The organism is Agrobacterium sp. fls2-241-TYG-188a, assembly GCF_030209845.1.
Genome location: NZ_JARVRD010000002.1, coordinates 691,958 through 718,321, shown reverse-complemented (window position 1 = coordinate 718,321; position 26,364 = coordinate 691,958). Strand labels below are relative to the sequence as shown.

Annotated in this window: 28 protein-coding genes; 21 read left to right on the top strand and 7 right to left on the bottom strand. The window is 57.5% G+C overall.

What is annotated here, in order from left to right:
- Positions 1–110: 110 nt before the first annotated feature.
- The 6 genes from QRN85_RS10280 (at position 111) to rarD (ending at position 5,670) form a co-directional block, all read left to right on the top strand.
- Positions 111–851: an SDR family NAD(P)-dependent oxidoreductase gene (locus QRN85_RS10280; RefSeq protein ID WP_284757826.1), complete on the top strand. Its 741-nt coding sequence runs from the start codon at positions 111–113 to the stop codon at positions 849–851.
- A gap of 211 nt (positions 852–1,062) precedes the next feature.
- The gene (gene cysS, locus QRN85_RS10275) at positions 1,063–2,445 is read left to right on the top strand and encodes a cysteine--tRNA ligase (RefSeq protein ID WP_284757825.1); all 1,383 of its coding nucleotides are present in this window, start codon (positions 1,063–1,065) and stop codon (positions 2,443–2,445) included.
- A 243-nt stretch (positions 2,446–2,688) separates the two neighbouring features.
- A complete protein-coding gene (locus QRN85_RS10270) occupies positions 2,689–3,162 on the top strand; it encodes a GFA family protein (RefSeq protein WP_284757824.1) in 474 nt (157 codons plus the stop codon).
- On the top strand, positions 3,159–3,623 hold the full coding sequence (locus QRN85_RS10265; protein ID WP_284757823.1) for a GFA family protein: 465 nt from the start codon (positions 3,159–3,161) through the stop codon (positions 3,621–3,623). Before QRN85_RS10270 ends, QRN85_RS10265 begins: the two co-directional genes overlap by 4 nt.
- A gap of 10 nt (positions 3,624–3,633) precedes the next feature.
- Positions 3,634–4,590 (top strand): prolyl aminopeptidase, encoded by a 957-nt coding sequence (gene pip / locus QRN85_RS10260; RefSeq protein ID WP_284757802.1) that lies wholly within the window; start codon positions 3,634–3,636, stop codon positions 4,588–4,590.
- A gap of 165 nt (positions 4,591–4,755) precedes the next feature.
- Positions 4,756–5,670 carry an EamA family transporter RarD gene (gene rarD / locus QRN85_RS10255; protein ID WP_284757799.1) on the top strand — a complete coding sequence of 305 codons (915 nt, stop codon included), beginning with the start codon at positions 4,756–4,758 and terminating at the stop codon, positions 5,668–5,670.
- Positions 5,671–5,695: 25 nt separating this feature from the next.
- Here rarD and QRN85_RS10250 read toward each other — a convergent pair whose 3' ends face one another.
- Positions 5,696–6,316 carry an LOG family protein gene (locus tag QRN85_RS10250; protein WP_162928075.1) on the bottom strand — a complete coding sequence of 207 codons (621 nt, stop codon included), beginning with the start codon at positions 6,314–6,316 and terminating at the stop codon, positions 5,696–5,698.
- A gap of 154 nt (positions 6,317–6,470) precedes the next feature.
- Here QRN85_RS10250 and QRN85_RS10245 point away from each other — a divergent pair, with 154 nt between their 5' ends.
- The 6 genes from QRN85_RS10245 (at position 6,471) to QRN85_RS10220 (ending at position 14,230) form a co-directional block, all read left to right on the top strand.
- The gene (locus QRN85_RS10245) at positions 6,471–8,522 is read left to right on the top strand and encodes a LysM peptidoglycan-binding domain-containing protein (RefSeq protein ID WP_284757796.1); all 2,052 of its coding nucleotides are present in this window, start codon (positions 6,471–6,473) and stop codon (positions 8,520–8,522) included.
- Positions 8,523–8,638: 116 nt separating this feature from the next.
- Positions 8,639–10,525 (top strand): ABCB family ABC transporter ATP-binding protein/permease, encoded by a 1,887-nt coding sequence (locus tag QRN85_RS10240; RefSeq protein WP_284757795.1) that lies wholly within the window; start codon positions 8,639–8,641, stop codon positions 10,523–10,525.
- A gap of 250 nt (positions 10,526–10,775) precedes the next feature.
- The gene (locus tag QRN85_RS10235; protein WP_112961293.1) at positions 10,776–11,474 is read left to right on the top strand and encodes a phosphatidylserine decarboxylase; all 699 of its coding nucleotides are present in this window, start codon (positions 10,776–10,778) and stop codon (positions 11,472–11,474) included.
- Positions 11,475–11,494: 20 nt separating this feature from the next.
- A complete protein-coding gene (locus QRN85_RS10230) occupies positions 11,495–12,361 on the top strand; it encodes a CDP-alcohol phosphatidyltransferase family protein (RefSeq protein ID WP_062586963.1) in 867 nt (288 codons plus the stop codon).
- A gap of 143 nt (positions 12,362–12,504) precedes the next feature.
- Positions 12,505–12,639, top strand: a complete 135-nt coding sequence (locus QRN85_RS10225; RefSeq protein ID WP_280136380.1) for a hypothetical protein — start codon at positions 12,505–12,507, stop codon at positions 12,637–12,639.
- 298 nt (positions 12,640–12,937) lie between these two features.
- Positions 12,938–14,230, top strand: a complete 1,293-nt coding sequence (locus QRN85_RS10220; protein ID WP_112961291.1) for a GGDEF domain-containing response regulator — start codon at positions 12,938–12,940, stop codon at positions 14,228–14,230.
- A 10-nt stretch (positions 14,231–14,240) separates the two neighbouring features.
- On the opposite strand, the gene QRN85_RS10215 is transcribed toward QRN85_RS10220, so the two are convergent.
- Entirely contained in the window at positions 14,241–15,002 is a 762-nt protein-coding gene (locus tag QRN85_RS10215; protein ID WP_284757793.1) for an SOS response-associated peptidase, read from the bottom strand.
- A gap of 12 nt (positions 15,003–15,014) precedes the next feature.
- Positions 15,015–15,338: a YnfA family protein gene (locus QRN85_RS10210; protein WP_112961287.1), complete on the bottom strand. Its 324-nt coding sequence runs from the start codon at positions 15,336–15,338 to the stop codon at positions 15,015–15,017.
- 171 nt (positions 15,339–15,509) lie between these two features.
- Here QRN85_RS10210 and QRN85_RS10205 point away from each other — a divergent pair, with 171 nt between their 5' ends.
- The 7 genes from QRN85_RS10205 (at position 15,510) to QRN85_RS10175 (ending at position 19,683) form a co-directional block, all read left to right on the top strand.
- Complete coding sequence (locus QRN85_RS10205) at positions 15,510–15,929, top strand: NUDIX hydrolase (RefSeq protein WP_284757791.1); 420 nt, start codon at positions 15,510–15,512, stop codon at positions 15,927–15,929.
- A gap of 83 nt (positions 15,930–16,012) precedes the next feature.
- Positions 16,013–16,420, top strand: a complete 408-nt coding sequence (locus tag QRN85_RS10200; protein WP_284757789.1) for a TIGR02301 family protein — start codon at positions 16,013–16,015, stop codon at positions 16,418–16,420.
- Positions 16,421–16,525: 105 nt separating this feature from the next.
- A complete protein-coding gene (locus QRN85_RS10195) occupies positions 16,526–16,783 on the top strand; it encodes a hypothetical protein (protein WP_062586958.1) in 258 nt (85 codons plus the stop codon).
- Between the two features lie 16 nt (positions 16,784–16,799).
- Positions 16,800–17,549 (top strand): hypothetical protein, encoded by a 750-nt coding sequence (locus QRN85_RS10190; RefSeq protein WP_112961283.1) that lies wholly within the window; start codon positions 16,800–16,802, stop codon positions 17,547–17,549.
- A gap of 141 nt (positions 17,550–17,690) precedes the next feature.
- The gene (gene ygfZ, locus QRN85_RS10185) at positions 17,691–18,539 is read left to right on the top strand and encodes a CAF17-like 4Fe-4S cluster assembly/insertion protein YgfZ (RefSeq protein ID WP_284757786.1); all 849 of its coding nucleotides are present in this window, start codon (positions 17,691–17,693) and stop codon (positions 18,537–18,539) included.
- Between the two features lie 2 nt (positions 18,540–18,541).
- Positions 18,542–19,153 carry an HD domain-containing protein gene (locus QRN85_RS10180; RefSeq protein WP_284757784.1) on the top strand — a complete coding sequence of 204 codons (612 nt, stop codon included), beginning with the start codon at positions 18,542–18,544 and terminating at the stop codon, positions 19,151–19,153.
- A complete protein-coding gene (locus QRN85_RS10175; RefSeq protein ID WP_062586954.1) occupies positions 19,150–19,683 on the top strand; it encodes a tyrosine phosphatase family protein in 534 nt (177 codons plus the stop codon). The genes QRN85_RS10180 and QRN85_RS10175 overlap by 4 nt, the downstream gene beginning before the upstream one ends.
- A gap of 74 nt (positions 19,684–19,757) precedes the next feature.
- Here the strand turns inward: QRN85_RS10175 and QRN85_RS10170 are convergent, their stop codons facing one another.
- The gene (locus QRN85_RS10170; RefSeq protein WP_284757781.1) at positions 19,758–20,597 is read right to left on the bottom strand and encodes an EF-hand domain-containing protein; all 840 of its coding nucleotides are present in this window, start codon (positions 20,595–20,597) and stop codon (positions 19,758–19,760) included.
- A gap of 280 nt (positions 20,598–20,877) precedes the next feature.
- Here QRN85_RS10170 and QRN85_RS10165 point away from each other — a divergent pair, with 280 nt between their 5' ends.
- Complete coding sequence (locus QRN85_RS10165; RefSeq protein WP_284757780.1) at positions 20,878–21,702, top strand: mechanosensitive ion channel family protein; 825 nt, start codon at positions 20,878–20,880, stop codon at positions 21,700–21,702.
- 44 nt (positions 21,703–21,746) lie between these two features.
- On the opposite strand, the gene QRN85_RS10160 is transcribed toward QRN85_RS10165, so the two are convergent.
- From QRN85_RS10160 to QRN85_RS10150, 3 genes are all read right to left on the bottom strand, one after another.
- Positions 21,747–22,565, bottom strand: a complete 819-nt coding sequence (locus QRN85_RS10160; protein ID WP_062586951.1) for an ABC transporter permease — start codon at positions 22,563–22,565, stop codon at positions 21,747–21,749.
- Positions 22,562–23,350, bottom strand: coding sequence for an ABC transporter ATP-binding protein (locus QRN85_RS10155; protein ID WP_162729289.1), 789 nt, complete (start codon positions 23,348–23,350; stop codon positions 22,562–22,564). Before QRN85_RS10155 ends, QRN85_RS10160 begins: the two co-directional genes overlap by 4 nt.
- Positions 23,351–23,429: 79 nt before the next feature.
- Complete coding sequence (locus QRN85_RS10150) at positions 23,430–24,470, bottom strand: ABC transporter substrate-binding protein (RefSeq protein ID WP_284757777.1); 1,041 nt, start codon at positions 24,468–24,470, stop codon at positions 23,430–23,432.
- A gap of 286 nt (positions 24,471–24,756) precedes the next feature.
- Between QRN85_RS10150 and QRN85_RS10145 the strand changes: the two genes are divergently transcribed.
- On the top strand, positions 24,757–26,331 hold the full coding sequence (locus QRN85_RS10145; RefSeq protein WP_284757776.1) for a VOC family protein: 1,575 nt from the start codon (positions 24,757–24,759) through the stop codon (positions 26,329–26,331).
- The last annotated feature ends 33 nt before the right edge of the window (positions 26,332–26,364 follow it).

Sequence of the window (26,364 nt, the reverse complement as noted above, 5' to 3'; positions counted from 1 at the left end):
CTGCTGCGCGGGCTTTTCTTGTCGCACCTGCCCATGCGACGTCCCGGCCAATTGCCGTCTGGTGCGCTTGCCTTTAAGACGCACTCTTAAACATCTTCTCGGGGGAGACAATGACCATCGACCTTAAAGGCCGCATCGCGCTCGTGACCGGCGCATCCCGTGGCATCGGTTATTTCACGGCGCTGGAACTGGCAAAAGCCGGGGCACATGTCATAGCATGCGCCAGAACGGTCGGCGGTCTCGAAGACCTAGATGATGCCATCAAGGCAGCGGGCGGTACCGCAACCTTGGTGCCGTTTGATCTTGCGGATATGAACGCCATTGATGCACTCGGCGCATCCATCCATCAGCGCTGGGGCAAGCTGGACATTCTCGTTGCCAATGCGGGCGTGCTTGGCGTCATTTCTCCCGTCGGGCATATCGAGGCGAAGGTCTTCGAAAAGGTCATGACCATCAACGTCACTGCCACATGGCGCCTGATCCGATCCGTAGAACCCCTGTTGTTGAAATCCGATGCAGGCCGCGCGCTCATCCTCTCATCGGGCGCACCGCATTCCTGCCGTCCCTTCTGGGGTGCCTATTCAACGTCCAAGGCAGCGGTCGAGGCTCTCGCCCGCACATGGGCAGCGGAAACGGAAGCGACCGCACTGCGCGTCAACAGCATCAATCCCGGCGCCACCCGCACGGCCATGCGCGCCCAGGCCATGCCAGGCGAAAATCCTGACACCCTGCCCCATCCATCAGAGGTCGCAGCCGCCATTCTGCCGCTGGCCTCACCTGAGGTTACGGAAACCGGCAGGATCTACGTGGTCCGCGACCGGAAGTTCGTGAGCTACCGCGCACCGGAGTAAAGGTGGAGATTGGTGCGCAGCGGCGCACCACAGCTCTTGACCGGAACCTCTTGCCGTTTCATAAGGCAAGCCATGAAAATAACGATCTGCTGCTGTTGCTGAGTTGAATTTTGCCGGTTTAACCACCCCGCCAGATCGTTTTCGTCTCCCGAAAGGTCAAAGCAGACAAACGTTCCGGCTGGGGAATTGATTGCCCTTGAGGAAAAATCCCATGTCGCGCCTGAAGTTTTACAATACGCTGACCCGCGAAAAGACTGATTTCCAGCCGATCGATGCTGATAATGTCCGCATGTATGTGTGCGGTCCTACTGTTTATGACTTCGCCCATATTGGCAATGCGCGTCCCGTCATCGTGTTCGATGTGCTCTACAGGCTTCTGCGTCATGTCTATGGCCAGGAACACGTTACCTATGCGCGCAACATCACCGATGTCGATGACAAGATCAATGCGCGTGCGCTGCGGGATTACCCTGACCTGCCACTGAACGATGCCATCCATTCCGTCACTGAAAAGACGGCACAGCAATTCCACGACGATGTCGCCATGCTGGGATGCCTGGAGCCGACGGTCGAGCCCCGCGCCACCGACAATATCGCGCAGATGATCGAGATCATCGAGAAACTGATTGCGCGCGGGCACGCCTATGTCGCCAGCGGTGAAGTCCTGTTCGATACGAAATCCATGGGCGATTACGGCCAACTTTCCAAGCGCCCGCTGGACGAACAGCAGGCGGGTGCGCGCGTGGCGGTCGAGGTTCACAAGAAGAGCCCCGGAGATTTCGTGCTCTGGAAGCTTTCGGGCCACAATGAGCCCGGCTGGGAAAGCCCATGGGGCCGCGGTCGCCCCGGCTGGCACATCGAATGCTCGGCCATGTCTGGTCGTTACCTTGGCGAGACCTTCGATATTCATGGCGGCGGGCTGGACCTGATTTTCCCACACCACGAAAACGAGATCGCCCAGTCGCGCTGCGCCCACGGCACGCATGTCATGGCCAATGTCTGGATGCATAACGGCTTCGTGCAGGTCGAAGGCCGCAAAATGTCGAAGTCGGATGGCAATTTCATCACAATCCACGAGTTGCTGCACACCGAAACATTTGGCGGTCGGAAGTGGGCGGGAGACGTGCTGCGTCTTGCCATGCTGATGACCCATTACCGCGAGCCTATCGATTTTTCGGTCAAGCGTCTGGAAGAGGCAGAACGTCTGCTGGCGAAATGGCCTGCCGCTGATGTCAGCGATGCCGAGCCCGATCATACGGTGCTGGATGCCTTGGCGGACGATCTCAACACGGTGGCGGCTGTGCAAGCCCTTCACGCACTCGCGCAAGCCGCCAATGCCGATCTGGAAAAGCTGCCCGCTTTCGCAGCCAGTGCCGCATTGCTGGGTGTTTTGCCTAAAAAGGCCGTTGTGGATGATGCCATTGCGGCAGCGGTTGATTCTCTGGTGGAAATGCGGCTCGAGATGCTGAAGGCGAAGAACTTCGCGGAAGCAGATCGCATCCGCGACGACCTCCTGGCCAAAGGCATCCAGTTGAAGGACGGCAAGAACAAGGAAACCGGCGAGCGGATAACGACCTGGGAAATCAAGCGATAGGTTTTTCGCACCTTAGTTGAAGGCTTTCGCTACCGCTGCAATTTTGGCTGCACAGGGGGCTTGCTTCGCGGCACGCCCCCTCTCTGTTTCGCAGCGACGTCACAGCGTCTTGGATGTATCGTTGATTTTGCTCGTCCTTCGCATAAGCTGGTGATCGGGTTGGATGCCGTCCCGCAACGGCATCTCACAGTGTGTCGACAATCCAAGTCTCCACATCCAGAGAGCAATCGAGGAGGACAAGCCATGACGATCCACACCGGTGGATGCCAATGCGGTGCGATCCGCTTTCATGTCGAGGGCGTTCTTGAAGATAGCTCCATCTGCCATTGCCGCATGTGCCAGAAGGCGTTCGGTGCCTATTATGCGCCACTGGTTTCGGTCCGTAGTGTGCGTTTCGAATGGACCCGAGGCGAGCCGAAGCGGTTTCAGTCTTCGGATGTTGTGCGGCGTGGCTTTTGTGCAGAGTGTGGAACGCCGCTGACCTATGAGGCGCCGGATGGCATGGCAATCGCGGCTGGCGCGTTTGACGATCCCTCAGCTTTTCCGCCCTCGATACAATGGGGTATAGAGAAAAAGATCGGTTTCGTGGACAGTCTCCACACCCTTCCCGCCGTGGCGACAGAAGAGGACTTGACCACGGTGGACTATCTGGTGAACCTGACCTCATACCAGCATCCAGATCACGACACGCCAGAATGGCCGGAGAAGAAATCATGACTGATACGGGATATTCCGGCGGCTGCCAGTGTGGTGCGGTACGCTTTCACGCAGGCAAGCTTGGCCGCCCTTCCATCTGCCACTGCCGCATGTGCCAGAAGCATTTCGGCAACATCTTCGGCGCGCTGGTGACGGCGGATCAGGCGCATCTGACATGGACGCGCGGACAGCCGACGCTCTTTCGCTCTTCGGCGAAAATCCATCGCGGGTTCTGCAACAAATGCGGTACGCCGCTGACATATCATTATCCCGGCGGTGTGGAGATTGCCATCGGCGCCTTCGACCACCCGCAAGACCTTGAGCCGCAGGTGCAGGTCAACGCCCATATGCAGATGCCATGGATCAAGAGTTTGTTCGATAAGCCCGATGCGCAGCAAAGTCTGGATGAGAGCACGTTGGTTTCCTACCAGCATCCAGACCACGATACGGCTGTATGGCCACCTGAAGACAATGTGAATTGAGGAACATGCAATGAGCGAGACGCTGCGCAGCTTCTATCCAGAGATCGAACCCTTCGAAACCGGTATGCTGGATGTAGGCGATGGCCATGTCATCTATTGGGAGCGTGTCGGCACCAAGGGCGGCAAGCCAGCTGTCTTCCTGCATGGCGGTCCCGGCGGCGGCGTCAACCCTATGCAGCGGCGTCTTTTCGACCCAGTGCTCTATGATGTCGTCCTTTTCGACCAGCGGGGATGTGGACGCTCAACGCCCTACGCTTCGCTTGAGGCCAATACAACCTGGCATCTGGTGGCAGATATCGAAAAGCTGCGCGAAAAATTCGGCTTCGAGACGTGGCAGGTCTTCGGTGGCTCGTGGGGATCGACCTTGGCGCTCGCCTATGCGCAAACGCATCCGGAGCGGGTCAGCGAGCTTGTTCTGCGCGGCATCTACACGCTGACCAAGGCGGAACTGGACTGGTACTACCAGTTCGGTGTCTCGGAAATGTACCCCGATCGCTGGGAAACCTTCATCGCGCCTATTCCTGAGGGCGAGCGCGGCGAGATGATGGTGGCCTATAACCGCTATCTCACCGGTTCTGACGAAAAGAAAAAACTGGAATGCGCAAGGGCCTGGAGCCAGTGGGAAGGCGCCACGATCTCGCTTGTGACGGACCAGACGCGGGTCGATGAATTTGGCGAGGACCAGTATGCGATCGCCTTTGCGCGCATCGAAACGCACTATTTCGTCAATGGCGGCTGGTTTGAAGAGGGCCAGCTGCTGCGCGACGCCTATAAATTGAAAGACATTCCCGGCGTCATCATCCACGGGCGCTACGACATGCCCTGCCCGCTGAAATATGCCTGGCAGCTTTCAAAGGCATGGCCAAAGGCAGACTTCCGTATCGTAGAGGCCGCCGGCCACGCTGTCAGCGAGCCGGGCATTCTCGACCAGCTCATCCGGGCGACAGATCGCTTCGCGGGAAAATAACCCTTGGTTACAAGAGATTAGATGCACCGCCTGACATTCTGATTCAAGGCGGCGCATCTCTTCGGGCAGCCTCATTTTTTCTGACACCATCCTTCACGCGAATGAATTGGTATATCACGCAAAACAGGAATAGCCCGGTGCTTTCCGATGAGCGTGGTATTCAACATGGCCGTGAACCAAACCAATGAAAGTGCCAGACAGGCGGATGGAGCACGGGGATTTGCCTATGCATTCGTCGCCTATATCCTGTGGGGCTTTCTGCCTTTTTACATGAAGGCTGTCGCGCATGTCTCGCCGTTCGAGGTGATTGCGCACCGGGTGGTCTGGTCCGTGCCGATTGCCGCTGCCGTGCTCGTTATCCTGGGTCGCACCGCCGAAATCAGGGCGGCACTGACGACACCGCGCATGTTGGCCATGGCTTGCCTGACGGCTTCCATCATCAGCATCAACTGGGGTGTCTATATCTGGGCAATTGGCAGTGGCCGCGCGCTCGATGCGGCACTTGGCTATTTTATAAACCCGCTCTTCAGCATTTTTCTGGGAGCCGCGCTGCTGAGAGAAAAGCTCAGCCGGTTTCAGATCGCGGCTATTGTCCTGGCGTCTCTCGCCGTCGCCTTGTTGACATGGCACGCTGGCAGCCTCCCCTGGGTTTCCGTCGCCCTGACGGTCTCCTGGGGTTTCTATGCGTTTTTCCGAAAAACGTTGCCGATAGGCCCGACACAGGGGTTCCTGCTGGAGGTCCTGTTAATGACGCCCCCCGCACTTGCCTATATCGTCTATCTCATGAGCACGGGCCAGGCCCATTTTCTCGCGGGAACGCCGGTAGATACATGGCTGCTCATAGCAAGCGGCGTGGTGACCGCAACGCCGCTCATTCTCTACGGCAATGGCGCCAAGCTGTTGAAGCTCTCGACAATCGGCATCATGCAATACATAGCGCCTTCGATCATCTTCATCATCGCAGTCTTCATCTTCAAGGAGCCGTTCGATACGGTGCGCCTCGCCGCCTTCATGATGATCTGGGCAGCGCTTCTGGTCTACACCGTGCCGGGGCTGGTCCGCAGCAGGGCCGCGTCCTAGACGCGGCAACCCACTGCGAGCAGCATCACAGGCGCGATATGACCGATGGGTCGCCTTCCGGGTTGTTTTGCGCCGTCGCCTGCTCAAGGATGGCGGGAACGACATCTTCAATCTTGTCGATGACCAGCGGGTTGAGCAGATGCGCCCGGTGAATGAAGCCTTGGTCGCGCATATGGCGGATCAGTTCAAGCATCGGGTCCCAGAAGCCGTTGATATTGGCAAACACCATCGGCTTGGCGTGACGACCAAGCTGCGCCCAGGTCATGATCTCGACTATCTCTTCCAGCGTACCGATGCCACCCGGCAGGGTAACGAAGGCATCGGAGCGTTCGAACATCATGTGCTTGCGCTCATGCATGTCCTTGGTGATGATGAGCTCGTTCAATTGTCCGAGAGAATGGCGTGTAGCCTCCATATCCACCAGAAATTCCGGTATGATACCCGTGACTTCGCCGCCATTTGACAAAACGCCGCTTGCGACAGCGCCCATGATGCCCTTTGTGCCGCCGCCATAGACAAGGCGGATGCCGTTTTCAGCAATGGATTTGCCGAGCGCGCGCCCGGCATCCATATAGGCTGGGTCGCGTCCCGGCTGAGAACCGCAATAGACGCAGATGGATCGAATCGATGTATTTTCTTCAGTCATGGGCTGAGGGAACATCCGGGCGGCCAATCCGTCAAGAAAATTTGGGGAATGAAGCGCTGGATAGGCTGCTTTTCAAGGGCAGCCGCTTGTATGAGTGTTTTTTAAACGCTAGCTATCGCAACGTGAAGACAAGAAAGTTACCCGGAGAGTGATGATGAACAATAAAAGGGCCGGACTGCTGGCGCTTATCGTGCTTGGCGTCGCGACGCTTCTCATGGTCTTCTTCGTTCTCCCACGTATGTCTACCGATGATAGACCGATTGGTGATGCCATCAATCAGGCTGGCAACGACGTCAAGAACAGCGTGGAAATGGGTAGCGAGAAATCCGGCGACCTTCTGTCGGATGCGGCGAAGGAAACAACCAATATCGCCGAGAAGGTTGGACGTCTGGCAGAAGCCGCAACCCAATCCATCAAGGATATGACGGGCCGCTTTGCCGACAACAAGGTGCCGACCAACGAGGAATTTGCAGCTGCACGCGCGAAGGTCGAGGATTCCCTCAAGGAACTTGGAAATGTCGATATTCCAGAATCACTTGACGAGAACACTTCACGTCTGATCACAACGGCGCGGACCGCAGCCGAAAGAGCCATAACCTTCCTGCGCGGCCTCCCTGCGGATGCGACAGCGGCTGCGGATCAGGTCCGTCGTCTTGCCGGTGTTTTTGCCGGCACGGACGATGGGGCACCACGGCCCGAAACGCCTGCGGCGCCCGCGCCTTCCGCAACGCCTGCTTCGACACCTGCAGCGGATCCTCAATTACCACGCTTCGACGTGTTGCGCGTCGAGCCGGATGGTTCGGCTGTCATCGCTGGCAAGGCTGCTCCGGGCTCCAAGCTTGAGATTGTCAACAACGGACAGGTCATCGCGCAGACGACCGTTGAAGGCAGTGGTGACTTTGCCGCGGTCCTCGACAATCCGCTTCCGCCCGGCGATCATGAAATCGTGCTGCGCGCCGTCGGCAAGGACGGCGCGACGGTCCAATCAACGGAAACCGCGACCGTTTCCGTTCCGAAACAGAAAAGTGGCGAGCTTCTTGCCATGGTGACGACGCCTGGAAAAGCCAGCCGCGTCTTGACCATGCCGGAGACAGCCCCGCCTGCGCTCGGAGCCGCTGGTCAGAACGCCAGCGAGACACAGCCTGGCCAGACAGCAGTGCAGCCCGGCATATCCACCACAGCCCCTGCAGCGCAGGGTCAGGCTGGCTCTGCCGCCACATCCGGCGAAACCTCATCCATCCGCGTCATGGCCGTGGAATTTGAGGGAACGAAAATCTTCGTCGCCGGATCCGCCCCGGCTGGCACCAACGTGCGTGTCCTCGTGGACGATCAGCAGATCGGCAGTGCGAAGGCAGAAGCATCCGGCAGCTTCGTCATTGAGGGCGATATCGAGCTGAGCGTTGGCGATCATATCGTCACGGCAGAGGCGCTTGATGCTGAGGGCAATGTTACCGTTCGCGTTCGCGTGCCCTTCATGCGTCCCGCAAGCGATCAGGCAACGGTCGCGATGCAGAAGACGCCGACACAGCCGTCGTCAACGACAGGTGCCGCCGCCGGTCTGCAGGACCCTGGCGTTGTCAGTGACCGCACCGCTTTCGAGGCATTGCGCGTTGATGTGAACAAGGCGTTCGCCATTCTCTCCGGTCTCTACGCGGACGGCAAGTCGCCCGCGCTGGAACAGGTTGCAGCTGCAAAGTCCGCCACATCGATTGCCCTGCGTTCGCTGTCGGAATTCCGTACAGCTGCCAATGCCGATCCGGCTTTCACGGCTTTCGTTACCGATATCGTCGCCAAGGCGCGTGCGCTGCTTGCCGTCATCGATGGTCTGCCGAACGATGTCGCGGCCATAGGCAAGCAGATCGCCAGCCTCTCCGACCGTTTCGCGCAGTTGAACGCGGCAATGCCTGAAGCTGCCAATGCTGCGGCTTCCACAACGCAGGCCCAACCACAGACTGGTCCGAAAACCTTCGAACAGGCACCTCTCGCCCACAGCGACAGCGCCGTCATCATCAGACGCGGCGATACTCTGTGGCAGATTTCTCGCCGCGTTTACGGTCAGGGTGTTCGATATACGACGATCTATCTTGCCAATCAGGATCAGATCGCAAATCCTGATCTGATCGAGCCCGGCCAGATCTTCGGCGTTCCTGAAAATGCCCTGCCCAATGCCGAAGAGCTGCACCGCAAGCGCCTGATGGGTCGGTGATCTCCCCTGCGGCATTGCATTGCCCGAAAGACAGCTATATCTAATTTGAGACGGCGGCTTCAAGGAAGCCGCCGTGTTGCTGTCTGCATTCCGGCAGACGCCTTCCGGAGCAGAGCATGACGGACAAGAAGAAGACGATTTCAGCGGATTCGGGCAATCCGTTGCAGACGATCATAAATCTTTGGCCCTATATGTGGCCCGAAGGCAGGCCAGACCTCAAGATGCGGGTCGTCTGGGCCACGTTCTTTCTTATCCTCGCCAAGTTCGTTCTCATATCCGTTCCCTACTTCTTCAAATGGGCAACGGATGCACTGAACGGCAAGCTCGATATGGCGGGGCTCGTCCCCGTCTTCCTGTTGGGTGCCGTCGCACTTGTCGTGGCTTATAATCTGACGCGCCTTTTGCAGGTCGCTCTCAACCAGCTGCGGGATTCGCTCTTTGCCTCCGTTGGCCAGCACGCAGTCCGCCAGCTTGCCTTCAAGACCTTCGTGCACATGCACCGCCTCTCCCTGCGCTTTCATCTGGAGCGCAAGACCGGCGGCCTGTCGCGCGTCATCGAGCGCGGCACCAAGGGTATCGAAACCATCGTCCGGTTCACGATCCTGAACACGGCACCCACATTCATCGAGTTTCTGCTGACCGTCATCGTCTTCTGGATGACCTACGGTTTCATCTATGTGGCGGTCACCGTCATCACCGTCTGGGCCTATATCTGGTTCACGGTAAAGGCCAGCAACTGGCGCATTTCCATCCGCAGATCGATGAATGACAGCGACACGGACGCCAATACCAAGGCGATTGACTCGCTGCTGAATTTTGAAACCGTCAAATATTTCGGAAACGAAGACATGGAAGCGCGCCGCTTCGATGCCTCCATGGCGAAATATGAGAAGTCGGCAACCGCCATCTGGACGTCGCTCGGCTGGCTCAACTTCGGCCAGGGCGTCATTTTTGGCCTTGGCTCCACCGTCATGATGGTGCTGTCTGCCTTGGCAGTGCAGCGCGGCGAGCAGACCATCGGTGATTTCGTTTTCATCAACGCCCTGCTGCTGCAGCTCTCGGTGCCGCTGAATTTCATCGGCTTCGTCTATCGCGAAATCCGCCAGGGCCTGACTGACATCGAGGAGATGTTCGACCTTCTGGAAGTCGAGGCAGAGGTGGTGGATGCACCGAACGCGAAGGAACTTCAGATCGGCGCGGGTACGGTCAGTTTCCGCGACGTGCGATTTGCCTATGATCCCGACCGTCCAATCCTCAAGGGCATTTCCTTCGATGTGCCCGCCGGAAAGACAATTGCGATCGTCGGACCATCCGGCGCGGGCAAGTCCACCCTGTCGCGATTGCTCTATCGCTTCTACGACATTCAAGACGGCTCGATCACCATCGATGGGCAGGATATCCGCGATGTAACGCAGAAAAGCCTGCGTTCGGTTATCGGCATGGTGCCGCAGGATACGGTGCTGTTCAACGATACGCTCGCCTACAACGTCCGCTATGGACGGCCGGATGCGTCGCAGGACGAAATCATGGCAGCAGCCAGTGCCGCCCAGATCAGCGGCTTCATCAGCAAGCTGCCGCAGGGATATCAGACCATGGTTGGAGAGCGTGGGTTGAAGCTTTCCGGCGGTGAAAAACAGCGCGTTGCCATTGCCCGCACGATATTGAAGGCACCGCCCATCCTCATCCTTGATGAGGCAACCTCGGCGCTCGACACTCACACCGAACAGGAAATTCAAAGCGCGCTGGATATCGTCTCCAAGAACCGCACGACGCTGGTCATCGCCCACCGCCTCTCCACCGTCATCGGCGCAGATGAGATCATCGTTCTCAAGGACGGTACGATTGCCGAACGTGGCACCCATGCGTCACTCATCGAGATGGGCGGGCTCTATGCCTCCATGTGGAGCCGCCAGCGCGAAGCCATCCAGGCGGAAGAACGCCTGCGCGAAGTCAGGGAACAGGACGACCTGGGTGTCGTGGACCGGGGAGAACCCGCGCATTGATGCGTATAAACGCTGGCGTTCAAGCCTAACAGATTGCTCGCCAAGCGTTTTGCCTGTAGTCACCTATTCGTGTGTTGTCGCGTCTGGGCGTGAATATCGTCGCGGAATGACTATATGCAGAATGGCTTTGGTGCCGGAGTGGGCATTGCAGAGCCAGGCATTGCAAAAGTCCGGTCGCGAGGTTGACATAGCAGCATAGCGCCACGACCCGGCCGGGCTGACCAAAGATAAATTCGGAGAAGAAAGATCAATGAACCTGTTCGACACCATTCGTAACACCATCGTGCCGGTCCACAAGGAAGGTTACGTCTTCGTCGCCGCCTTTTTCGTCGCGTCGCTGGTGCTTGGCTGGATAGCCGAACCGCTCTTCTGGATCGGTCTGGTTCTGACTGCCTGGTGCGCCTATTTCTTCCGGGATCCGGAGCGGGTCACGCCACAGGATGATACGCTCATCATCAGCCCTGCCGATGGAACCGTGTCAGCGATCCAGACCGTGGTTCCACCGCTCGAATTGGAACTTGGCAAGGAGCCGATGGTTCGCGTTTCCGTCTTCATGAACGTCTTCAATTGCCATGTTAACCGCTCGCCTGTGCGCGGCCGCATCATCAATGTCGCCTATCGCCCCGGCCTGTTCCTCAACGCGGAGGTCGACAAGGCTTCGGAAGACAATGAGCGCAATGGCCTCGTCATCGAGACCGCGCATGGCAAGGTCGGCGTTGTGCAGATTGCCGGCATGGTCGCACGCCGTATCGTCTGCTGGGTCAAGCCGAACGAGCCTGTCGATGCTGGCGAACGCTTCGGCCTGATCCGTTTCGGCTCTCGTTTGGACATCTTCCTGCCTGAAGGCTTCCAGACACGCGTGTCCGTCGGCCAGACAGCCATTGCCGGTGAAACCGTTCTGGCGGAATTTGGTTCTGCCAAGGGTCCGGTCATCAGCCGACGCGGCTAAGCCTGAGCAGGAGCAACGCCATGGAAACGACGACGCCCGAGCCCGGCAGCAACATCAAGCCAGAGATGACCAATGACAGTGGCCGCGGGCCGCGCTTGCGGGAAATACCGCTGCGTCTTGTCATTCCAAATCTCGTTACCGTGCTTGCCATCTGCGCAGGCCTGAGCGGCGTCCGCCTCGCCTTCGAGGGCCGCTTCGAACTTGCGGTCGGCATGGTCCTGCTCGCCGCGTTCCTCGACGGTGTCGATGGCCGCCTGGCGCGCATGATGAAGGCGACGTCGAAGTTCGGCGCCCAGATGGACTCGCTGGCTGATATCGTCAACTTTGGCGTTGCACCCGCTCTTGTCGTCTATGCCTACCTCCTCGATCACGCCCGCTCGTTGGGCTGGATCGCCGCTCTTATCTATGTCATCGCCGCCGGGCTGCGGCTCGCACGCTTCAACGTCATGATTGAGCGTGAAGTTAAGGCGCCCTGGCAGAACGAGTTCTTCGTGGGCGTTCCAGCACCCATGGGGGCCATGCTGGTTCTGTTGCCGGTCTATCTCGGCTTCATGGGCATAGAGCCCGGCAAGACCTTCGCCTATATCGGCAGCGCTTACACGGTGCTTATCGGCTATTTCCTGATCAGCCGACTGCCGGTGTGGTCTGGCAAATCAGAAAGCCGCATTCGCCGCGATCTGGTTCTTCCCGCCATTCTCATCGTCGTTCTCTACGTTGCGCTGTTGATGAGTTTCACCTGGGAAGTGCTTGTCGTTACCGTCCTTGCCTATCTGGCCTTCCTGCCCTTCAGCGCCCGGATCTGGCACAAGCGATATGGCACGCTGACGATCGAGGAAGATATCCACGGTGACCATCACGACGGTAGCGCCATGGATCGCGGTCTCTAGTCCATTCGCCCGGACACGAAATGTCGCAGCCTGCAAATTTCAATTGATTGAATTTGCCTCGAATTCGTCATGATTTCTTTTGAAAGAGGTTTCCGGGAAGACCGCCAATCGGCGGCTTTACAGGGGAATTCAGGAGATTGAAAATGAGCGAAACGACGAAACAGGACGTTCCGGCGAAACCGGACCTCAACAGCCATTACAGGCCGCTTGGCCTGAAGGCTGTAGCCGCTGCCGCTTTGATGCTGACACGCAAATCCAAAGAGCCGAAAGCAGCCTGAGACGGCGGTAAATCGGCACAGTCGCCCATTTGGCGCAGATTTTTGACGAATAAGGAAACTGGCACCTCGGGTGCCATTTTTTATAGGCGTGGTTTAGTAGCTGGATTTGCGCCCAGTGCCATGCAAAGATACGGCTATTCTTGGAGCCGGCGAAAACACCAAATATAAAACAATATCGTTTATCGTTCTTTTTTCGGAAAATTGTTTCTCTACCGTTTGCTACTATCCAGCTTGGCCAACTTTCAGACGAACGAAGACAATGACACCGTAATTCGTTTTCAAAGGTTGCGACCAACTCATGCGGGATAAAATTCTTCTCATCGAAGATTCAGTTGCTCTTTCCATTCTGCTGAAGACGCGGCTCGCGGACGAGACGAACGCCGAGATTTTCCATTGTGAAACGATGTCGCAAACCGCTGATCTCCTCAAGCGACATAAGTTTACGCTTGCGTTGACCGGTCTGACAGTGCCCGACGCACCAAATGGCGAAATCCTCAATCTGCTGGAAAAGCGCAAAGTCCCGACGATTGTCTTTACGGCGACTGTGGACGAGCAGGCACGGCAGCACTATGCCGAAAAGAAGATCATCGACTATATCGTCAAGGACGGACGTCGCACGGTCGATACGGTGGTCAAGACGGTCGACCGTATCTTGGCCAACAGACAATTTTCCATTCTCATCGTTGATGACGCGAAAGCGGCACGGTCCAGCCTCAAGGAAATTCTGACACGGCAGAATTTTACCGTGCAGGAGGCCTATTCGGGCGCACAGGCCCTTGATATCCTGGCCAGCAATCCCTCGATACAACTCGTCATTACCGATTACTACATGCCGGATATGGATGGCTACGAGTTGACGCGCCTCATCCGCGCTGGACGCTCCTCCGAAGAACTTCGCATTATTGGCGTTTCGTCATCCACCGATAGAATGCTCTCGGCGCATTTTCTGAAAGCCGGCGCGTCGGATTTCATCTACCGGCCCTTCGTGCCGGAAGAGCTGCAATGTCGTATCGACAACAATGTCGAAACGTTGAAACAGCTGATGCGTCTGCGTGAGCTTGCTGAAAAGGATCACCTCAGCGGCCTGCCGAACCGACGTTCCTTCTTCGACCATGCAACCGGTCTGCTGGAAAACCTGAAGGTAACTGGTGCACGTGGGGCAGTCGCCATTGTGGACATCGACCACTTCAAGCAGATCAACGATACCTTTGGCCACAGCGCAGGTGACAAGGCGCTGAAAATGCTTGCCAATCTTCTCTCAGACTTCTGTAGCAAAGGCGAGCACCTCGCCGCACGCATTGGCGGTGAAGAATTCGCGATTTTCCTCAAAGGCCTGGACGGCCAGCAGGCGCATGCATTCTGCGAAAGCCTTCGTCAGGAAGTCGCAGCGAATGCGGAAAGCCTTGTCGGTTCCGAGATACCTTTGACGATTTCCGTCGGCGTCGTGGAGGTGGAAAAGGGCGGATCTCTGGATCAGCAGCTGACGGCCGCCGACCAACTGCTTTACATTGCAAAAGCCAATGGTCGTAACTGCGTCTATTCCGATGTCATGGCGCGCAGAGAGCTGTCCAGGCTTGACCAGATGTCATGAGGCAGGCGCTCTAGAACAGCGACATCTGCGCGTCGTCTTTCGGCGCCTTTTTAGGGGCTGTGGGCAGACTTTCCGCAACCGGCTCAAGCAAATCCGCGCCGGTGTTGCCAACCTTGTTGACCTTATCAGACACGGGAATCATCTCAAACAAATCCTCGTCCGCCGCCCGCATCAGGTCCGCAACATCGCGCGGTTCCTGGGTCTTGCAGTCCAGCCAGCGGGTGAAATCTTCCGGAGAGACGACAACCGGCATCCGGTCATGAATCTGTCCAATCGTCCGGTTTGCGGCCGTAGTCAAAATGGCGCCAGTGTCCACTTCAGAACCATCAGCCGATGACCAGGTTTCCATCAGGCCGGCAAAGGCAATCACGCCGCCGCGCTTGGGCTTTATGAAATAGGCCTGCGATTTCCCGCCCTCCTCTTTCGATGGTCTGCGCCATTCATAGAAGCCGGTAACCGGAATAAGAATTCGCCGGTGCCGCATGGCCGCCCGAAAAGAGGCTTTGCCGATTGCTGTCTCGGCACGCGCATTGATCAGCAGAGGAAATCTCTTCGGGTCCTTTACCCAGCCCGGCAGGAAGCCCCAGCGCACAAGCAACGCTTGCCGGTTGGGCAGGTTGCTTCCCGGCTCTGAGTGGCCACCTTCCACGACGACCAGAATGGGCTGTGTCGGCGCAATGTTGAACCGTGCCGGAAAATCCTCCAGCTCGCTCAGGTTCATATAGTCCGCGACTTCTCCTGGCGCGGCATCCAGCACGAAACGTCCACACATGGCCTTAAGCTCTCATCCTCTTGGAGCGAACAATATGAGCGAAGCACCCGCAAGGCAAATCGCCCCACCGGCCATATCGAATCTGTCCGGAAGCTGTCCCTCGACGGCCCACAGCCAGAGCAGTGAGGCGACGATGTAAATTCCGCCATAGGCGGCATAGGCACGTCCGGCAGCATCAGCCGGAACCAGTGCGAGAAGCCATGCAAACACAACCAGCGACGCCACGCCGGGAACAAGCCAGCCGATGGACTTTTCCATGCGCAGCCAGGCCCAGAAGGCAAAGCAGCCTGCAATTTCGGCCAGCGCTGCGGCGGCATAGATGAGATAGAGTTTCATGCGATGTTCCCGCCGGTGACCGGCCTGCGCGCGGACTGAGCAAAATCGAATATCCTCATATAGCTGATGCAGTGGGCCTTGCCTCAAGAATTTCCTGCAACGTGAAGCTGTTGCCACGTTTCCTGCAAGGTTCAGGTCATAATGATCATCGATATCGCACAAGGATACCGTATGCCCCTGCCCCAAGCTGCCTCTTCCGCAATCGTTCGACGCGCCGATCGCGTGCTCCTCGTGCGCCGCATCAATCCTCCCTCGCAAGACATGTTCGCCTTTCCGGGCGGCCGCGGTGAGCCGGGTGAAAGCCCGGACGAAACTGCATTGCGTGAACTGGAAGAGGAAACCGGCATCGTCGCCCGTCATCCACAGCTTTTCGCGACCTATGATCTGCCCGGCTATGACGCTGACGGACATTTGACCAGCCATTTCTTTCTCTCGGTATACACTGTGGAAGCCGACAGCAACGCAGTCGTGGTGGCAGCAGACGATGCGGCAGAAGCCGGGTGGTACACGCTGGATGAAATCCGAGGCCTGCCTGCGCCGGAAAGCGTTGTCGAGTGTGCAGAACGTCTGCTGGGGCAGTTGCAATGCTGAGAAGAATCGCGGCTATCTCCGGGCGGATGAGTAAACCGTCATGCCGGGTAATGCGTAAATTGATCAAAAGACGGATGGAATGGATGCTGGCGATTGCTGTGGCAACGGGAACGCCGTTGACCGTGGCCAATGCTGCGCAGCACACTCCACCGCCGCCGCCAGCCGCTGCCCAGCAGGAAAACAAGCCAGCACCCTATGACAACCAGATGGCGCGACTGTCTGAGATACTGGGTGCCGTGCAATATCTGCGCACGCTTTGTCCTGCCACGGGCTCGGAGGAATGGCGCAAGTCGATGAGCGATCTACTGGCGGCAGACACCGCCAATGAGCCAAATCGGCGGCAGCGAATGACTGCAGCATTCAACCGTGGCTATCGCAGTTTTGCGGCCGTTCATACGGCCTGCACGCCTGCCGCAATCGCTGCAGAAGAGAAATACCGTATCGAAGGGGCAACACTGGCGCAGGAAATTGCGTCAAGGTTCGGAAATTAGTGGTTTATTAACCTCTTTTGGCTGCGGGCCGTGCCGTTTTGAGAAAAGACTGTTAGAGTTGTTAACAGGGTGGTAACGAGTTGCCCGCCTTGTCGAGGATGAAAGATGCAAACAAGCCGTAACGAAATCCACGATATGATCGCGCATGAAAAGATGCAGGTCGCTCTGGAACATCAAAACGAAGCATGGGCCGACGGTATGGCCGATGGGATCGAGCCGGAGATCATCGCTGACGCCGCTATCGCTCTTGCCATGCGCGAAACCATCCGTATGCACGGTGAAGCGGGCGCTGAAGCCATGCTGGAATCTCTGCGCCAGCGCATGCTTGAGGGCGAATTCTCCCCTCACCGCATTATTCAGTAAGCTGGAGTTTTATATCATGTATCGCTCTCGCAAGGGGTTTTTGCGGTCGACAGCCGCTGTTTCCTTGATGCTCTCATTGTCCGTCTTCGCCGTCAGCGTTCCAGGCTCTGCTTTCGCCCTGTCGGAATTGCGGCCAGCGCAGGATCCCGCCAGTAGCGAAGGTGAAAAACCTGCTGAGAACAAGCAGCCCGTAGAGCCGGACGCAGTCGAAGGTGATTCGGACGGCATTCCGCTCCCCGATCCCCTGGTAAATCGCTCCGGCGCGCAGAAGGCCGAACAGCCCCAGAACGATACACCGCAGATTTCGGCACAGATCGAGCACGATATCAGCAAGGCACCTGAGCCGGTTCGTCGCCTGCGCCAGCTCATCATCGATGCAGCCTCTACCGGCGACATTGAAAAATTGCGCCCGCTCGTCAATCCCGGCCCGAACCAGGCAAGGGTGGATGGTGATGCGGAAGATCCCGTCGCTGCTCTCAAGAGCTTCTCCGGCGATCCGGATGGGCTGGAAGTCCTCGCCATCATCATTGATCTGCTGTCGACCGGCTATGCGCATGTCGACGCTGGCACGCCTGACGAGATGTATGTCTTCCCCTATTTTGCCGGAAAGCCGCTAAACACCCTCACTCAGCCTGAAAAGGTGGAGTTGCTGCGGATCATCACCGCGGGCGATCTCGCGGATATGCAGGAATACGGGAATTACAGCTTCTACCGGATCGGCATCTCGCCTGACGGCCAATGGAAGTTCTTCACGGCGGGGGATTGAGGTCCGCACCTTCCGTGCAATGCGCCTCACTCCTGCTGCTCCCACACCTTTCTAATGGACATCAGGCCAAGAGAAGGGTTTCAATTGCATTGAAAACGCTCTAGCTCTTCGGGAAAGAACGAACCCCGAGTGGTAACGCCCATGTCTTCCGCCTTTCTGATCGACCGGAGCTTGATCCGGGTTTCCGGCACCGGTGCCACGGATTTCCTGCAGAACCTCATTACGCCCGATCTCGATTCGCTGCCCGCTGGCGAAGCGCGCGCTGGCGCACTGCTGACGCCGCAGGGAAAGATCATGTTCGAATTCCTGATCTGGCGCAGCGACGACGGATACGAGCTGGAAACAGGTACCGATCAACAGGACCAGTTGCTACGCCGTCTGACCATGTACAAGCTGCGTGCCCCCGTCCAACTCACCGCAGACGAACAACCGGGCGTCAGCGTCTATTGGGATGAGACGGCACCGGCAGGTGCCGTCAAGGATAGCCGTTTCTCGAAGGCCGGTGTCGATCTCTACCGCATGCCTGGCACTTCCAGCGCGCAAGACGCATCTTCATATCACCAGCTTCGCGTGGCACATGGCATCGTCGTCGCTGGTCTCGACTACCAGCTTCAGGATGCCTTCCCGCATGATGTCCTGATGGACGTGAATGGAGGCGTCTCCTTCAGGAAGGGCTGCTTCGTCGGGCAGGAAGTCGTGTCGAGGATGAAGCATCGCGGCACGGCCCGCCGCCGTGTCGTAACGGTAACTGCAGATAAGGACCTCCCGGACAGCGGCACGGAAATCCTCGCGGCCGGCAAGCCTCTCGGCGTCCTCGGCACCGTCTGCGGAAAACAGGGACTAGCCATCATCCGTACGGATCGCGCCGCCGATGCGATGGCATCGGGTGCCGATATCACCGCAGGCTCCGCCACGGTCACGGCCGCCCTGCCCGCCTGGAGCAGGTTGAGCTTCCCTGCTGCCGACCCGGCAGTCTCTTCGGAAGACTGAACGTGGCAGCGTCGAAAACGCCACGCGCGTGGCAGCGAATGCTTTCGGGCAGGCGGCTTGATCTTCTGGACCCCTCGCCGCTTGACGTGGAACTGGCCGATATCGCTCACGGTCTCGCCAGAGTGGCGCGCTGGAACGGGCAGACGCAGGGTGACCATGCGTTTTCGGTCGCGCAACACAGCCTCATCGTGGAAACCATTTTCTCCAGATTGAACCCTGCGGCGACCGCGGACGAACTTTTGATGGCCTTGTTGCATGACGCGCCGGAATATGTGATCGGCGACATGATATCGCCCTTCAAATCCGTCGTCGGCGGCGGTTACAAGAGTGTCGAAAAGCGGCTGGAAGCGGCAATCCACCTGCGCTTCGGTCTTGCCCCGCATCCAGGACGCGAACTCAAGGACCGCATCAAGAAGGCGGATACTGTCGCAGCCTTTTTTGAGGCAACCGAGCTGGCGGGTTTCTCCCTCAGCGAAGCGCAGAAGTTCTTCGGCCTGCCACGCGGCATAACCAGAGACATGATCGAGATATCGCCCGTGCCTGCGATCGATGCTCAAGGTCGCTTCATAGCACGCTTCGAAGCTATAGAGCAGCTTCGGAAGGATTTGAGATGAGCCAGATTGTCGTTTGCCCCCTGTCGCGCATCGGGGAAATGGCCGTGCGACACAAGTCGCGGGAAATGGTAACGCTGATTGCGAAAGAGCAGAGCTTCCACCGCCCTGCCGTGATTTCTGCAGAACGCCATCTGACCCTTCAGATGAATGACATTACCTTCAAGGGCACCGACAAGCTGATTGCACCGGATGATCTGCACGTGCAGCAACTGATCGATTTTGCCCATGGGTGGGACCAGTCCGCCCCGTTGCTGATTCATTGCTGGATGGGCGTTTCGCGCTCTCCCGCCGCTGCGCTTATCGTCGCTCTGGCGGTTCGGCCGGAACAGGATGACGCGGCGCTCGCCGCGCGGCTCCGCATCGTTTCACCCTATGCTACGCCCAATTCCCGCATCATCGAAATCGGCGATCGCCTGCTTGGCCGGGGCGGTGCGCTGATTGCAGCCATCAAATCAATCGGACGCGGCGCGGATACGGATGGCAATGTACCCTTTGTCCTGCCCCTCTATGAGCAGGTGGCTCAGGAGTGAGGCGAAAACCGGAAGCACGATCCGCCCCCGGCTCTCCATGGATGAGGTCGCCGCATCATTGCGGCAACGACATGTCAGACGGTGATCGACTGCGCGGTGGTGTCCTCTTCATCGCCTACGAACTGATATTCCTTGGCTATCTGTTCCAGACGCGCGAGAAAACCATCCATTGAGCCATCGACAACACTGCTGTCATCGCTCTCTGCAGTTTCCGCTGAAGAAGACATGGCACGTTGCAGTGGACCTACGCCTTCCGTGCCCCTGCCCGCCTTCATTTCTTCCTGGCTGACGGAACCGTCACCATCGCTGTCCAGGCTTTTGAACAGGCTTGTCGCCATGTCTTCGGCTAGGTCGTCAGGGCGCCTGGCCAGAAATTCTGCCTGGGAAACGACGCCGTCACCGTTGGTATCCAGGGACGATGTCGTGGTCGGATCGTCCTCCTCGCTGCCAGCGGAATGCGGACCACGCGGCCGGGTTTCCATGGCAGACATCTCTGCCGCGCTGACGACACCATCGCCATCGCTATCCAGCTGTGTGAAGAGGTTGGTCGACATCTCCTCGGTCACATCATCAGGCCGAGCTGTCGAGAATTCGGATTGCGAAAGCGTGCCGCTTCCATCCGCATCAAGACTGGAGAAATAGTCGGCTTGTGCTTGTTCGCTGGTGCTGCTCGACGTCTCGTCGGACTCGGAGGTCGGTGAGAAGTTGAGCAGCATCGTCATCAGCGTGGAAAGGAACTGGTTGATCGCGCTGCTGCTGTCTGCGCTTTCAGAACTCATACTGGAGCCTGAAGACGAGCCGCCAGCTGAGGCAGTGCTGTTTCCTTCGTGATTGACAGTGCTATCGGAGGTCTGGGCGAGAGCGTTGGGGCTGCGATAATACTGATTATTAGAAATTGATGAAATGGTCGTCATTCACCGTCTCCCTGTCGGAGCATATTGTCTTGGACTGTTTAGGGGGACATGTTCGCGCCACGCGATAAAGGCGAACCAGACAATAATTACTTGAATTGAAGTGAAAATTAAAACGAATTGTTAACCATTTATTTCTGGTCGACATTTCACAAATCTAAAAAACCGCTTCGTTATTTAACCGGTTCGGACGGTCCCCGATCGTCGTTTTTTCTCTACGGATGGAGCAAAACCGGCATCGCGCCGTTACCGTTTCTCACGCAACATAAAGAGGTTAGGATATATGGATCAACAGGCTACGGATATCATCGTCGCGTCGCAGGCGGCACTTCGTCAGGCAAGTGCGCTGATGGTTCAATATTCCTTCTCCATTGTTGGAGCCCTTATTCTGCTCATCATCGGCTGGATTGCTGCAACGCTGTTACAGCGTTGGTCCTATGAGGGTCTGTCGCGCATTCGCGGATTTGATGAAACGCTGGCGCGGTTCTTCTCCGGCATCGTGCGCTACGTTGTGCTCATTCTCGTGCTCGTCATGGTACTTGGCCAGTTTGGCGTACAGACGGCTTCGATCCTTGCGGCGCTGGGTGCCGCCGGTCTGGCCGTAGGTCTGGCGCTTCAAGGCACGCTGCAGAACATTGCTGCCGGCATCATGCTGCTCGTCCTTCGCCCATTCCGCGTTGGCGAATATATCGAAACCAGCGCGGTCACCGGTACTGTCGTTGAAATCGGACTGTTTGCGACGGAGTTGAAGACCAGTGACGGGCTTTATCGCCTGGCTCCCAATTCGACGCTGTGGAACGTGCCGATTACCAATTTCAGCCGTTTCCCATCACGCCGCCATGAGCTTACCGTTACCGTTCCGAAGGGCGAAAGCATCGCTGACACGCAGGAAATGCTGATGAACATCGTCCGCTCCGACAGCCGTGTTCTGCTTGATCCCGCACCGACAACATTTGTCGATTCCGCCAGCAACGACAGCGCAACCGTCAAGCTGCGCTACTGGGCGAAAAGCGATAACTGGTTTGCGACGACTCGCGATGTGACAAAGGCGCTGAAGTCAGCGTTCGACGAACGCGCGGTGAATGTCGGAGATCAGTCCGCGCAGTAAAAGCGTGACGCAGGCAGGTCGTCCGAACGACCTGCCTGCCCGACTTACTGACCCATGGTAGACCGGTGTGCCCAGCCTGTCATGCGTCGTTCAACCCACGCCATGATGGCGTACATGACGATGCCCTCGACGGCGAGCATCAACAGCCCGGCGAAAACAAGCGGCACATTGAACTGGCTCTGGGCCGAGCTCATCATGTTGCCAAGCCCGTAATTGGAAGCGACGGTTTCTGAGACAACGGACCCGACAAAGGCAAGTGTGATGGCAATCTTCAGAGAGCCGAAGAAATAGGGCATTGATCTGGGGATGCCCACTTTCAGCATAATGTCCATCTTCCTTGCGCCCAGCGCCCGCAAAACATCCTCTGTTTCCGGCTCGATGGTGGCAAGACCGGTCGCCACATTGACGACGATCGGGAAGAAGGAGATGAGGAAGGCCGTCAGCACCGCAGGCACGGTTCCGATGCCGAACCAGATCACAAGAATGGGGACTAGCGCCACTTTAGGGATGGCGTTAAAGCCGATCATGAGCGGATAAAGCCCGGCATAAATGGTTTTGGACCACCCAATGAACAGACCGATTGCCAGCCCTGCTGCCACAGCAAGCGCAAATCCAAGCGTGGTCGTATAAAGCGTCTGCAGCGAGTTTTTCCAGATCGGCGACCAGTATTGCACGATGGCCTGCGCGACCCGCATGGGCGACGGCAGAACGGTCTGCGGCATCTTCAGCGCGTGGACCAGCAGTTCCCACACAAGAATTAGCGCAAGCGTATAGAGCCACGGCGCCGCCTTGACCCAGTTGATACGGGCAACCAGTGGCTTGGGCGGTACCGCAGCCACCGGGCTTTCGATGGCCGAACTCATGCAGCAACCCTCGCCTTGGCGATTTCGCCGTGCAACTGCTGCACCATCTCGTTGAAGCCTTTCTCATACATCAAATCCAGCTGGCGCGGTCTGGCGAAAGGAACCTTGTGTTCCGCAAGTATCCGCCCCGGTCTTGCGCTCATGACGAAGACCTTGTCGGCCAGAAATGTCGCCTCGCGCAGATCATGCGTCACAAGCACGATGGTCACGCGCTTGGCAGCGTGCAGGTCGCGGATGACGCACCAAAGCTCTTCGCGCGTAAAGGCGTCCAGCGCGCCGAATGGTTCGTCCAGCATCAGCAATTCAGGCTCATGGATGAGCGCGCGGCAGAGATTTGCCCGCTGCTGCATTCCGCCAGACAGCTGCCACGGGAATTTCGAGCCGAAGCCTTTCAGCCCCACGATTTCCAGCAGGCGCTCGGCCTTGGCGATATATTCTGCCTTGTTGGCCTTCAGCCTGTGCCTGTGTCTTTCCACGATCTCCAGCGGCAGCAGGATATTCTCCAGCGTTGTGCGCCATGGCAGCATGGTGGGGTTTTGAAATGCCATTCCAACGATGGATACCGGCTCCGTCACCTGCTTACCTGCGACGATGACGTTGCCGGTCTGGGGGATATGAAGGCCGGTGACGAGCTTCATCAAGGTCGATTTTCCGCAGCCCGATGGTCCAACCACAGCGGCAAACTGGCCCTTCTTGATCTTAAGATCGAGACCTGAAACGGCAAGCGTACCGGCTGTGCCGCCATAGCGCATATCGACGCCATCGATTTCAACCAGATGAGCCATTCCTGTTCCTGTTTTTGAATTTCGCTTTGAAGCTCGCAGTCTTCATACGACGACGGCAGTTGCCGTCGCCGGGCGAGCGTCAGGGCAGCAACCGCTCATCCTTCGGCGGCAGGAAGCTCGCATCGAACACCTGTTCGGCCTTCGCATTTCCCTTGAGGCCAAGCGAGACCTTGAGCGTTTCGAGCGATGCCGCAAGGCGCGCGGGATCTAAGCCACCCATGCCGTTCTCGACGACATAGGGTGTCTTGATGTTCATGGCATTGGCCATTGTCAGCCGCTGCAATTCAATGTCGCTGTTGAGCGTTTCATTCCACTTCAAAACGGCAGCAACGCCTTCCTCGGGGTTCTTGACCGCATCGGCGAAACCCTTGGCGAGAGCCTTGAGGAATCCTTTGACCGCAGCGGGGTTTTCCGCAGCAAAATCAGTGTTTACCATCACGGCATTGCCATAGAGATTCAAGCCATGTTCCGCCATGAGGATGGTTGCTATGTCGTCATCGGCAATGCCTTGGGCTTTCAGATTGAGAATGACCGAAAAGGCAAAACCGAAGACGGCGTCGACATCACCCTTTGCGAGCATCGGCTCACGCACGGGAAAGCCGATGGATTCGATCTTGATCTTGCTGTCATCGATCTTCGCGACCTGCTTGAAAGCCTTCCACTGAGCAAAGGCACCATCCGGCGGCGGTGCGCCCAGCGTCTTGCCCTCCAGCGATTTGGGGTCACCGGTCACACCCAGCGACTTGCGGCCAACAACCGCAAATGTCGGGCGCTCATAGACCATGTAGACGGCTTTGACCTTCTGGGACGGATCTTCGTCCAGGAACTTGATGAGCGAATTGATGTCACCGAAACCCATTTGATAGGCACCGGTCGCCACGCGCGGAATGGCTTCCACCGAGCCATTGCCGCTGTCGATCGTCACATCAAGACCTTCCGCCTTGAAATATCCCTTGTCGAGCGCGAGCAGAAAGCCGGCGGCAGGACCTTCGAATTTCCAATCAAGCGTGAATTTGACGGCGGTTTGCGCGAAGGCTGGAAGGGGCAGCGCTGCAATAGTTGCAGACAAACCTATAGCGGCCAAAGCCGCTGTCTTTGAAAACAGCCTTCGCGTCAACATTCTGAAATTTCCCTCTGGAGGTTTTTTATTGTGTTGGCGACCATACAAACCAATTTGAAACGGCATGGCAAGCAAAAACAGCACATTTTTTACACAAAAATTATTTTGATTAAATATTATGCTTTTAGCATTTTTAGCAGCTGCTTTAAGCGCGTTTCGCAGGCATTCATGGCCTTCGTCACAAGATTGTTCACAAAACGAACACATCGTTCTCTAATGGCGGGATTGCTAAAAAAGCAGATGCGGCAAACATAGGGCCTCAAGCGAAGACCTTTTGGAGGCACCCATGACATCCGCCCTCGGCATCCACCACATCACCATGATCACCCGCAAGGTTCAGGCGAATGTCGATTTTTACGTCGGCTTTCTGGGGCTGCGGCTGGTCAAGCGGTCGGCCGGGTTCGAAGATGCCATGCAGCTCCACCTTTTCTACGGCGATCACGCGGCGACACCGGGCTCTCTCATGACCTTCCTTGTCTGGGAAGACGGTGGCCAGGGTCGCGTGGGCTACGGGCAGACACTCGAAGTGTCGCTTGCCATAGACCCCGGCAGCATCGGCTTCTGGCTGACGCGCGCGCTCTCTGCCGGCATTCGCACCGAAGGCCCGATGGAGGAATTCGGCGAACCGGTCATTCGCTTGAAGGACCCTGACGGCATCATCCTCAAACTTGTCGGCACTCATGCTTTTCCGGAGGCAACGCCGCATGTGGCCCCCGGCATCCCTCTCGAACACGCCATTCGCCGCATTCGCGGCGCAACGATGCTGAGTGAAGTACCAGAGGAAACGGAAAGCTTTCTGCAGCGCTATTTCGGCTATGAGCGGATTGGTCACAACGGATCGATCCGGCGACTGGTATCAGCGTCCGGCGACATTGTGGATGTACGCGATGCCGCAGGTTTCTGGTCGAGCGCACCCGGCACCGGCACGGTGGATCACATCGCCTTTCGTGCGAGAGACATGGATGACCTGAACGAGACGCTCAAGGAGCTCAAGTCCCTGAACTCCTCCACCACAAACGCACATGACAGGAAATATTTCTCTTCCCTCTATGTTCGCGAACCCGGCAACGTGCTGATCGAGATGGCCACAGATGCGCCGGGCATGGCGCTGGATGAGCCGGCAGAAACCTTGGGAGAGCAACTCTTCATACCGCCGCTTTTCATGCGGGATGAGGAGGACGTGCGCGTGGCTCTGCCGCAATTCTCCATGCCGGGGGAAGAGCGGGTCATCTACCGCGACCTTCCTTTCGTGCACCGGTTCTACACGCCGAAGGATGCGGATGGCAGCACGATCCTTCTCCTGCATGGATCAGGCGGCAGCGAAACCAGTCTCATGTCTCTCGCACACCGTGCCAACCCGCGCGCAACCTTGCTTGGCGTGCGCGGCCGCAGCACGGAAGAAGACATTGCGCGCTGGTTTCGCCGCTTCTCCTCCACAAGCTTTGACCAGAAGGACATCGCATCCGAAGCGGAAGCATTTGCCGCTTTCATCGAGGGAGCAATTTCCGCCTATGATCTGGACTGGCAAAGGCTGAGCTTCATCGGCCATTCGAATGGCGCCAACTTCCTGGCTGCTTTCTTTGCGCTCTACCCGCAATTTGCGCGTAATGCCCTGCTGCTGCGCCCCATGCCGGTGCTTGAACCGTGGCCGCTTTCGGATCTTGCGGGAAAACAGCTGACGCTTGCAGCAGGCACGAAGGATCGCCACGGCAATGAAACGGAGCAACTGAAAGCCCGCCTTGAGGATAATGGTGCCGACGTAAAAATCACACATCTGCCACTTGGTCACGAACTTGGGCTGGAAGATGTGGAGCTGGCAAGACAATGGGCGGTGGAGGCTGGCGTGACGGGCCTTGCCTAATCCTTCAGAAAGAGCTTAAAAAACAGGATCATA

Excerpts from the sequence above, each read along its gene's own strand:
- QRN85_RS10280 (WP_284757826.1), top strand. The coding sequence starts at position 111 with ATGACCATCGACCTTAAAGGCCGCATCGCGCTCGTGACCGGCGCATCC.
- cysS (WP_284757825.1), top strand. The coding sequence starts at position 1,063 with ATGTCGCGCCTGAAGTTTTACAATACGCTGACCCGCGAAAAGACTGAT.
- QRN85_RS10270 (WP_284757824.1), top strand. The coding sequence starts at position 2,689 with ATGACGATCCACACCGGTGGATGCCAATGCGGTGCGATCCGCTTTCAT.
- QRN85_RS10265 (WP_284757823.1), top strand. The coding sequence starts at position 3,159 with ATGACTGATACGGGATATTCCGGCGGCTGCCAGTGTGGTGCGGTACGC.
- pip (WP_284757802.1), top strand. The coding sequence starts at position 3,634 with ATGAGCGAGACGCTGCGCAGCTTCTATCCAGAGATCGAACCCTTCGAA.
- rarD (WP_284757799.1), top strand. The coding sequence starts at position 4,756 with ATGGCCGTGAACCAAACCAATGAAAGTGCCAGACAGGCGGATGGAGCA.
- QRN85_RS10250 (WP_162928075.1), bottom strand. The coding sequence starts at position 6,316 with ATGACTGAAGAAAATACATCGATTCGATCCATCTGCGTCTATTGCGGT.
- QRN85_RS10245 (WP_284757796.1), top strand. The coding sequence starts at position 6,471 with ATGAACAATAAAAGGGCCGGACTGCTGGCGCTTATCGTGCTTGGCGTC.
- QRN85_RS10240 (WP_284757795.1), top strand. The coding sequence starts at position 8,639 with ATGACGGACAAGAAGAAGACGATTTCAGCGGATTCGGGCAATCCGTTG.
- QRN85_RS10235 (WP_112961293.1), top strand. The coding sequence starts at position 10,776 with ATGAACCTGTTCGACACCATTCGTAACACCATCGTGCCGGTCCACAAG.
- QRN85_RS10230 (WP_062586963.1), top strand. The coding sequence starts at position 11,495 with ATGGAAACGACGACGCCCGAGCCCGGCAGCAACATCAAGCCAGAGATG.
- QRN85_RS10225 (WP_280136380.1), top strand. The coding sequence starts at position 12,505 with ATGAGCGAAACGACGAAACAGGACGTTCCGGCGAAACCGGACCTCAAC.
- QRN85_RS10220 (WP_112961291.1), top strand. The coding sequence starts at position 12,938 with ATGCGGGATAAAATTCTTCTCATCGAAGATTCAGTTGCTCTTTCCATT.
- QRN85_RS10215 (WP_284757793.1), bottom strand. The coding sequence starts at position 15,002 with ATGTGTGGACGTTTCGTGCTGGATGCCGCGCCAGGAGAAGTCGCGGAC.
- QRN85_RS10210 (WP_112961287.1), bottom strand. The coding sequence starts at position 15,338 with ATGAAACTCTATCTCATCTATGCCGCCGCAGCGCTGGCCGAAATTGCA.
- QRN85_RS10205 (WP_284757791.1), top strand. The coding sequence starts at position 15,510 with ATGCCCCTGCCCCAAGCTGCCTCTTCCGCAATCGTTCGACGCGCCGAT.
- QRN85_RS10200 (WP_284757789.1), top strand. The coding sequence starts at position 16,013 with ATGCTGGCGATTGCTGTGGCAACGGGAACGCCGTTGACCGTGGCCAAT.
- QRN85_RS10195 (WP_062586958.1), top strand. The coding sequence starts at position 16,526 with ATGCAAACAAGCCGTAACGAAATCCACGATATGATCGCGCATGAAAAG.
- QRN85_RS10190 (WP_112961283.1), top strand. The coding sequence starts at position 16,800 with ATGTATCGCTCTCGCAAGGGGTTTTTGCGGTCGACAGCCGCTGTTTCC.
- ygfZ (WP_284757786.1), top strand. The coding sequence starts at position 17,691 with ATGTCTTCCGCCTTTCTGATCGACCGGAGCTTGATCCGGGTTTCCGGC.
- QRN85_RS10175 (WP_062586954.1), top strand. The coding sequence starts at position 19,150 with ATGAGCCAGATTGTCGTTTGCCCCCTGTCGCGCATCGGGGAAATGGCC.
- QRN85_RS10170 (WP_284757781.1), bottom strand. The coding sequence starts at position 20,597 with ATGACGACCATTTCATCAATTTCTAATAATCAGTATTATCGCAGCCCC.
- QRN85_RS10165 (WP_284757780.1), top strand. The coding sequence starts at position 20,878 with ATGGATCAACAGGCTACGGATATCATCGTCGCGTCGCAGGCGGCACTT.
- QRN85_RS10160 (WP_062586951.1), bottom strand. The coding sequence starts at position 22,565 with ATGAGTTCGGCCATCGAAAGCCCGGTGGCTGCGGTACCGCCCAAGCCA.
- QRN85_RS10155 (WP_162729289.1), bottom strand. The coding sequence starts at position 23,350 with ATGGCTCATCTGGTTGAAATCGATGGCGTCGATATGCGCTATGGCGGC.
- QRN85_RS10150 (WP_284757777.1), bottom strand. The coding sequence starts at position 24,470 with ATGTTGACGCGAAGGCTGTTTTCAAAGACAGCGGCTTTGGCCGCTATA.
- QRN85_RS10145 (WP_284757776.1), top strand. The coding sequence starts at position 24,757 with ATGACATCCGCCCTCGGCATCCACCACATCACCATGATCACCCGCAAG.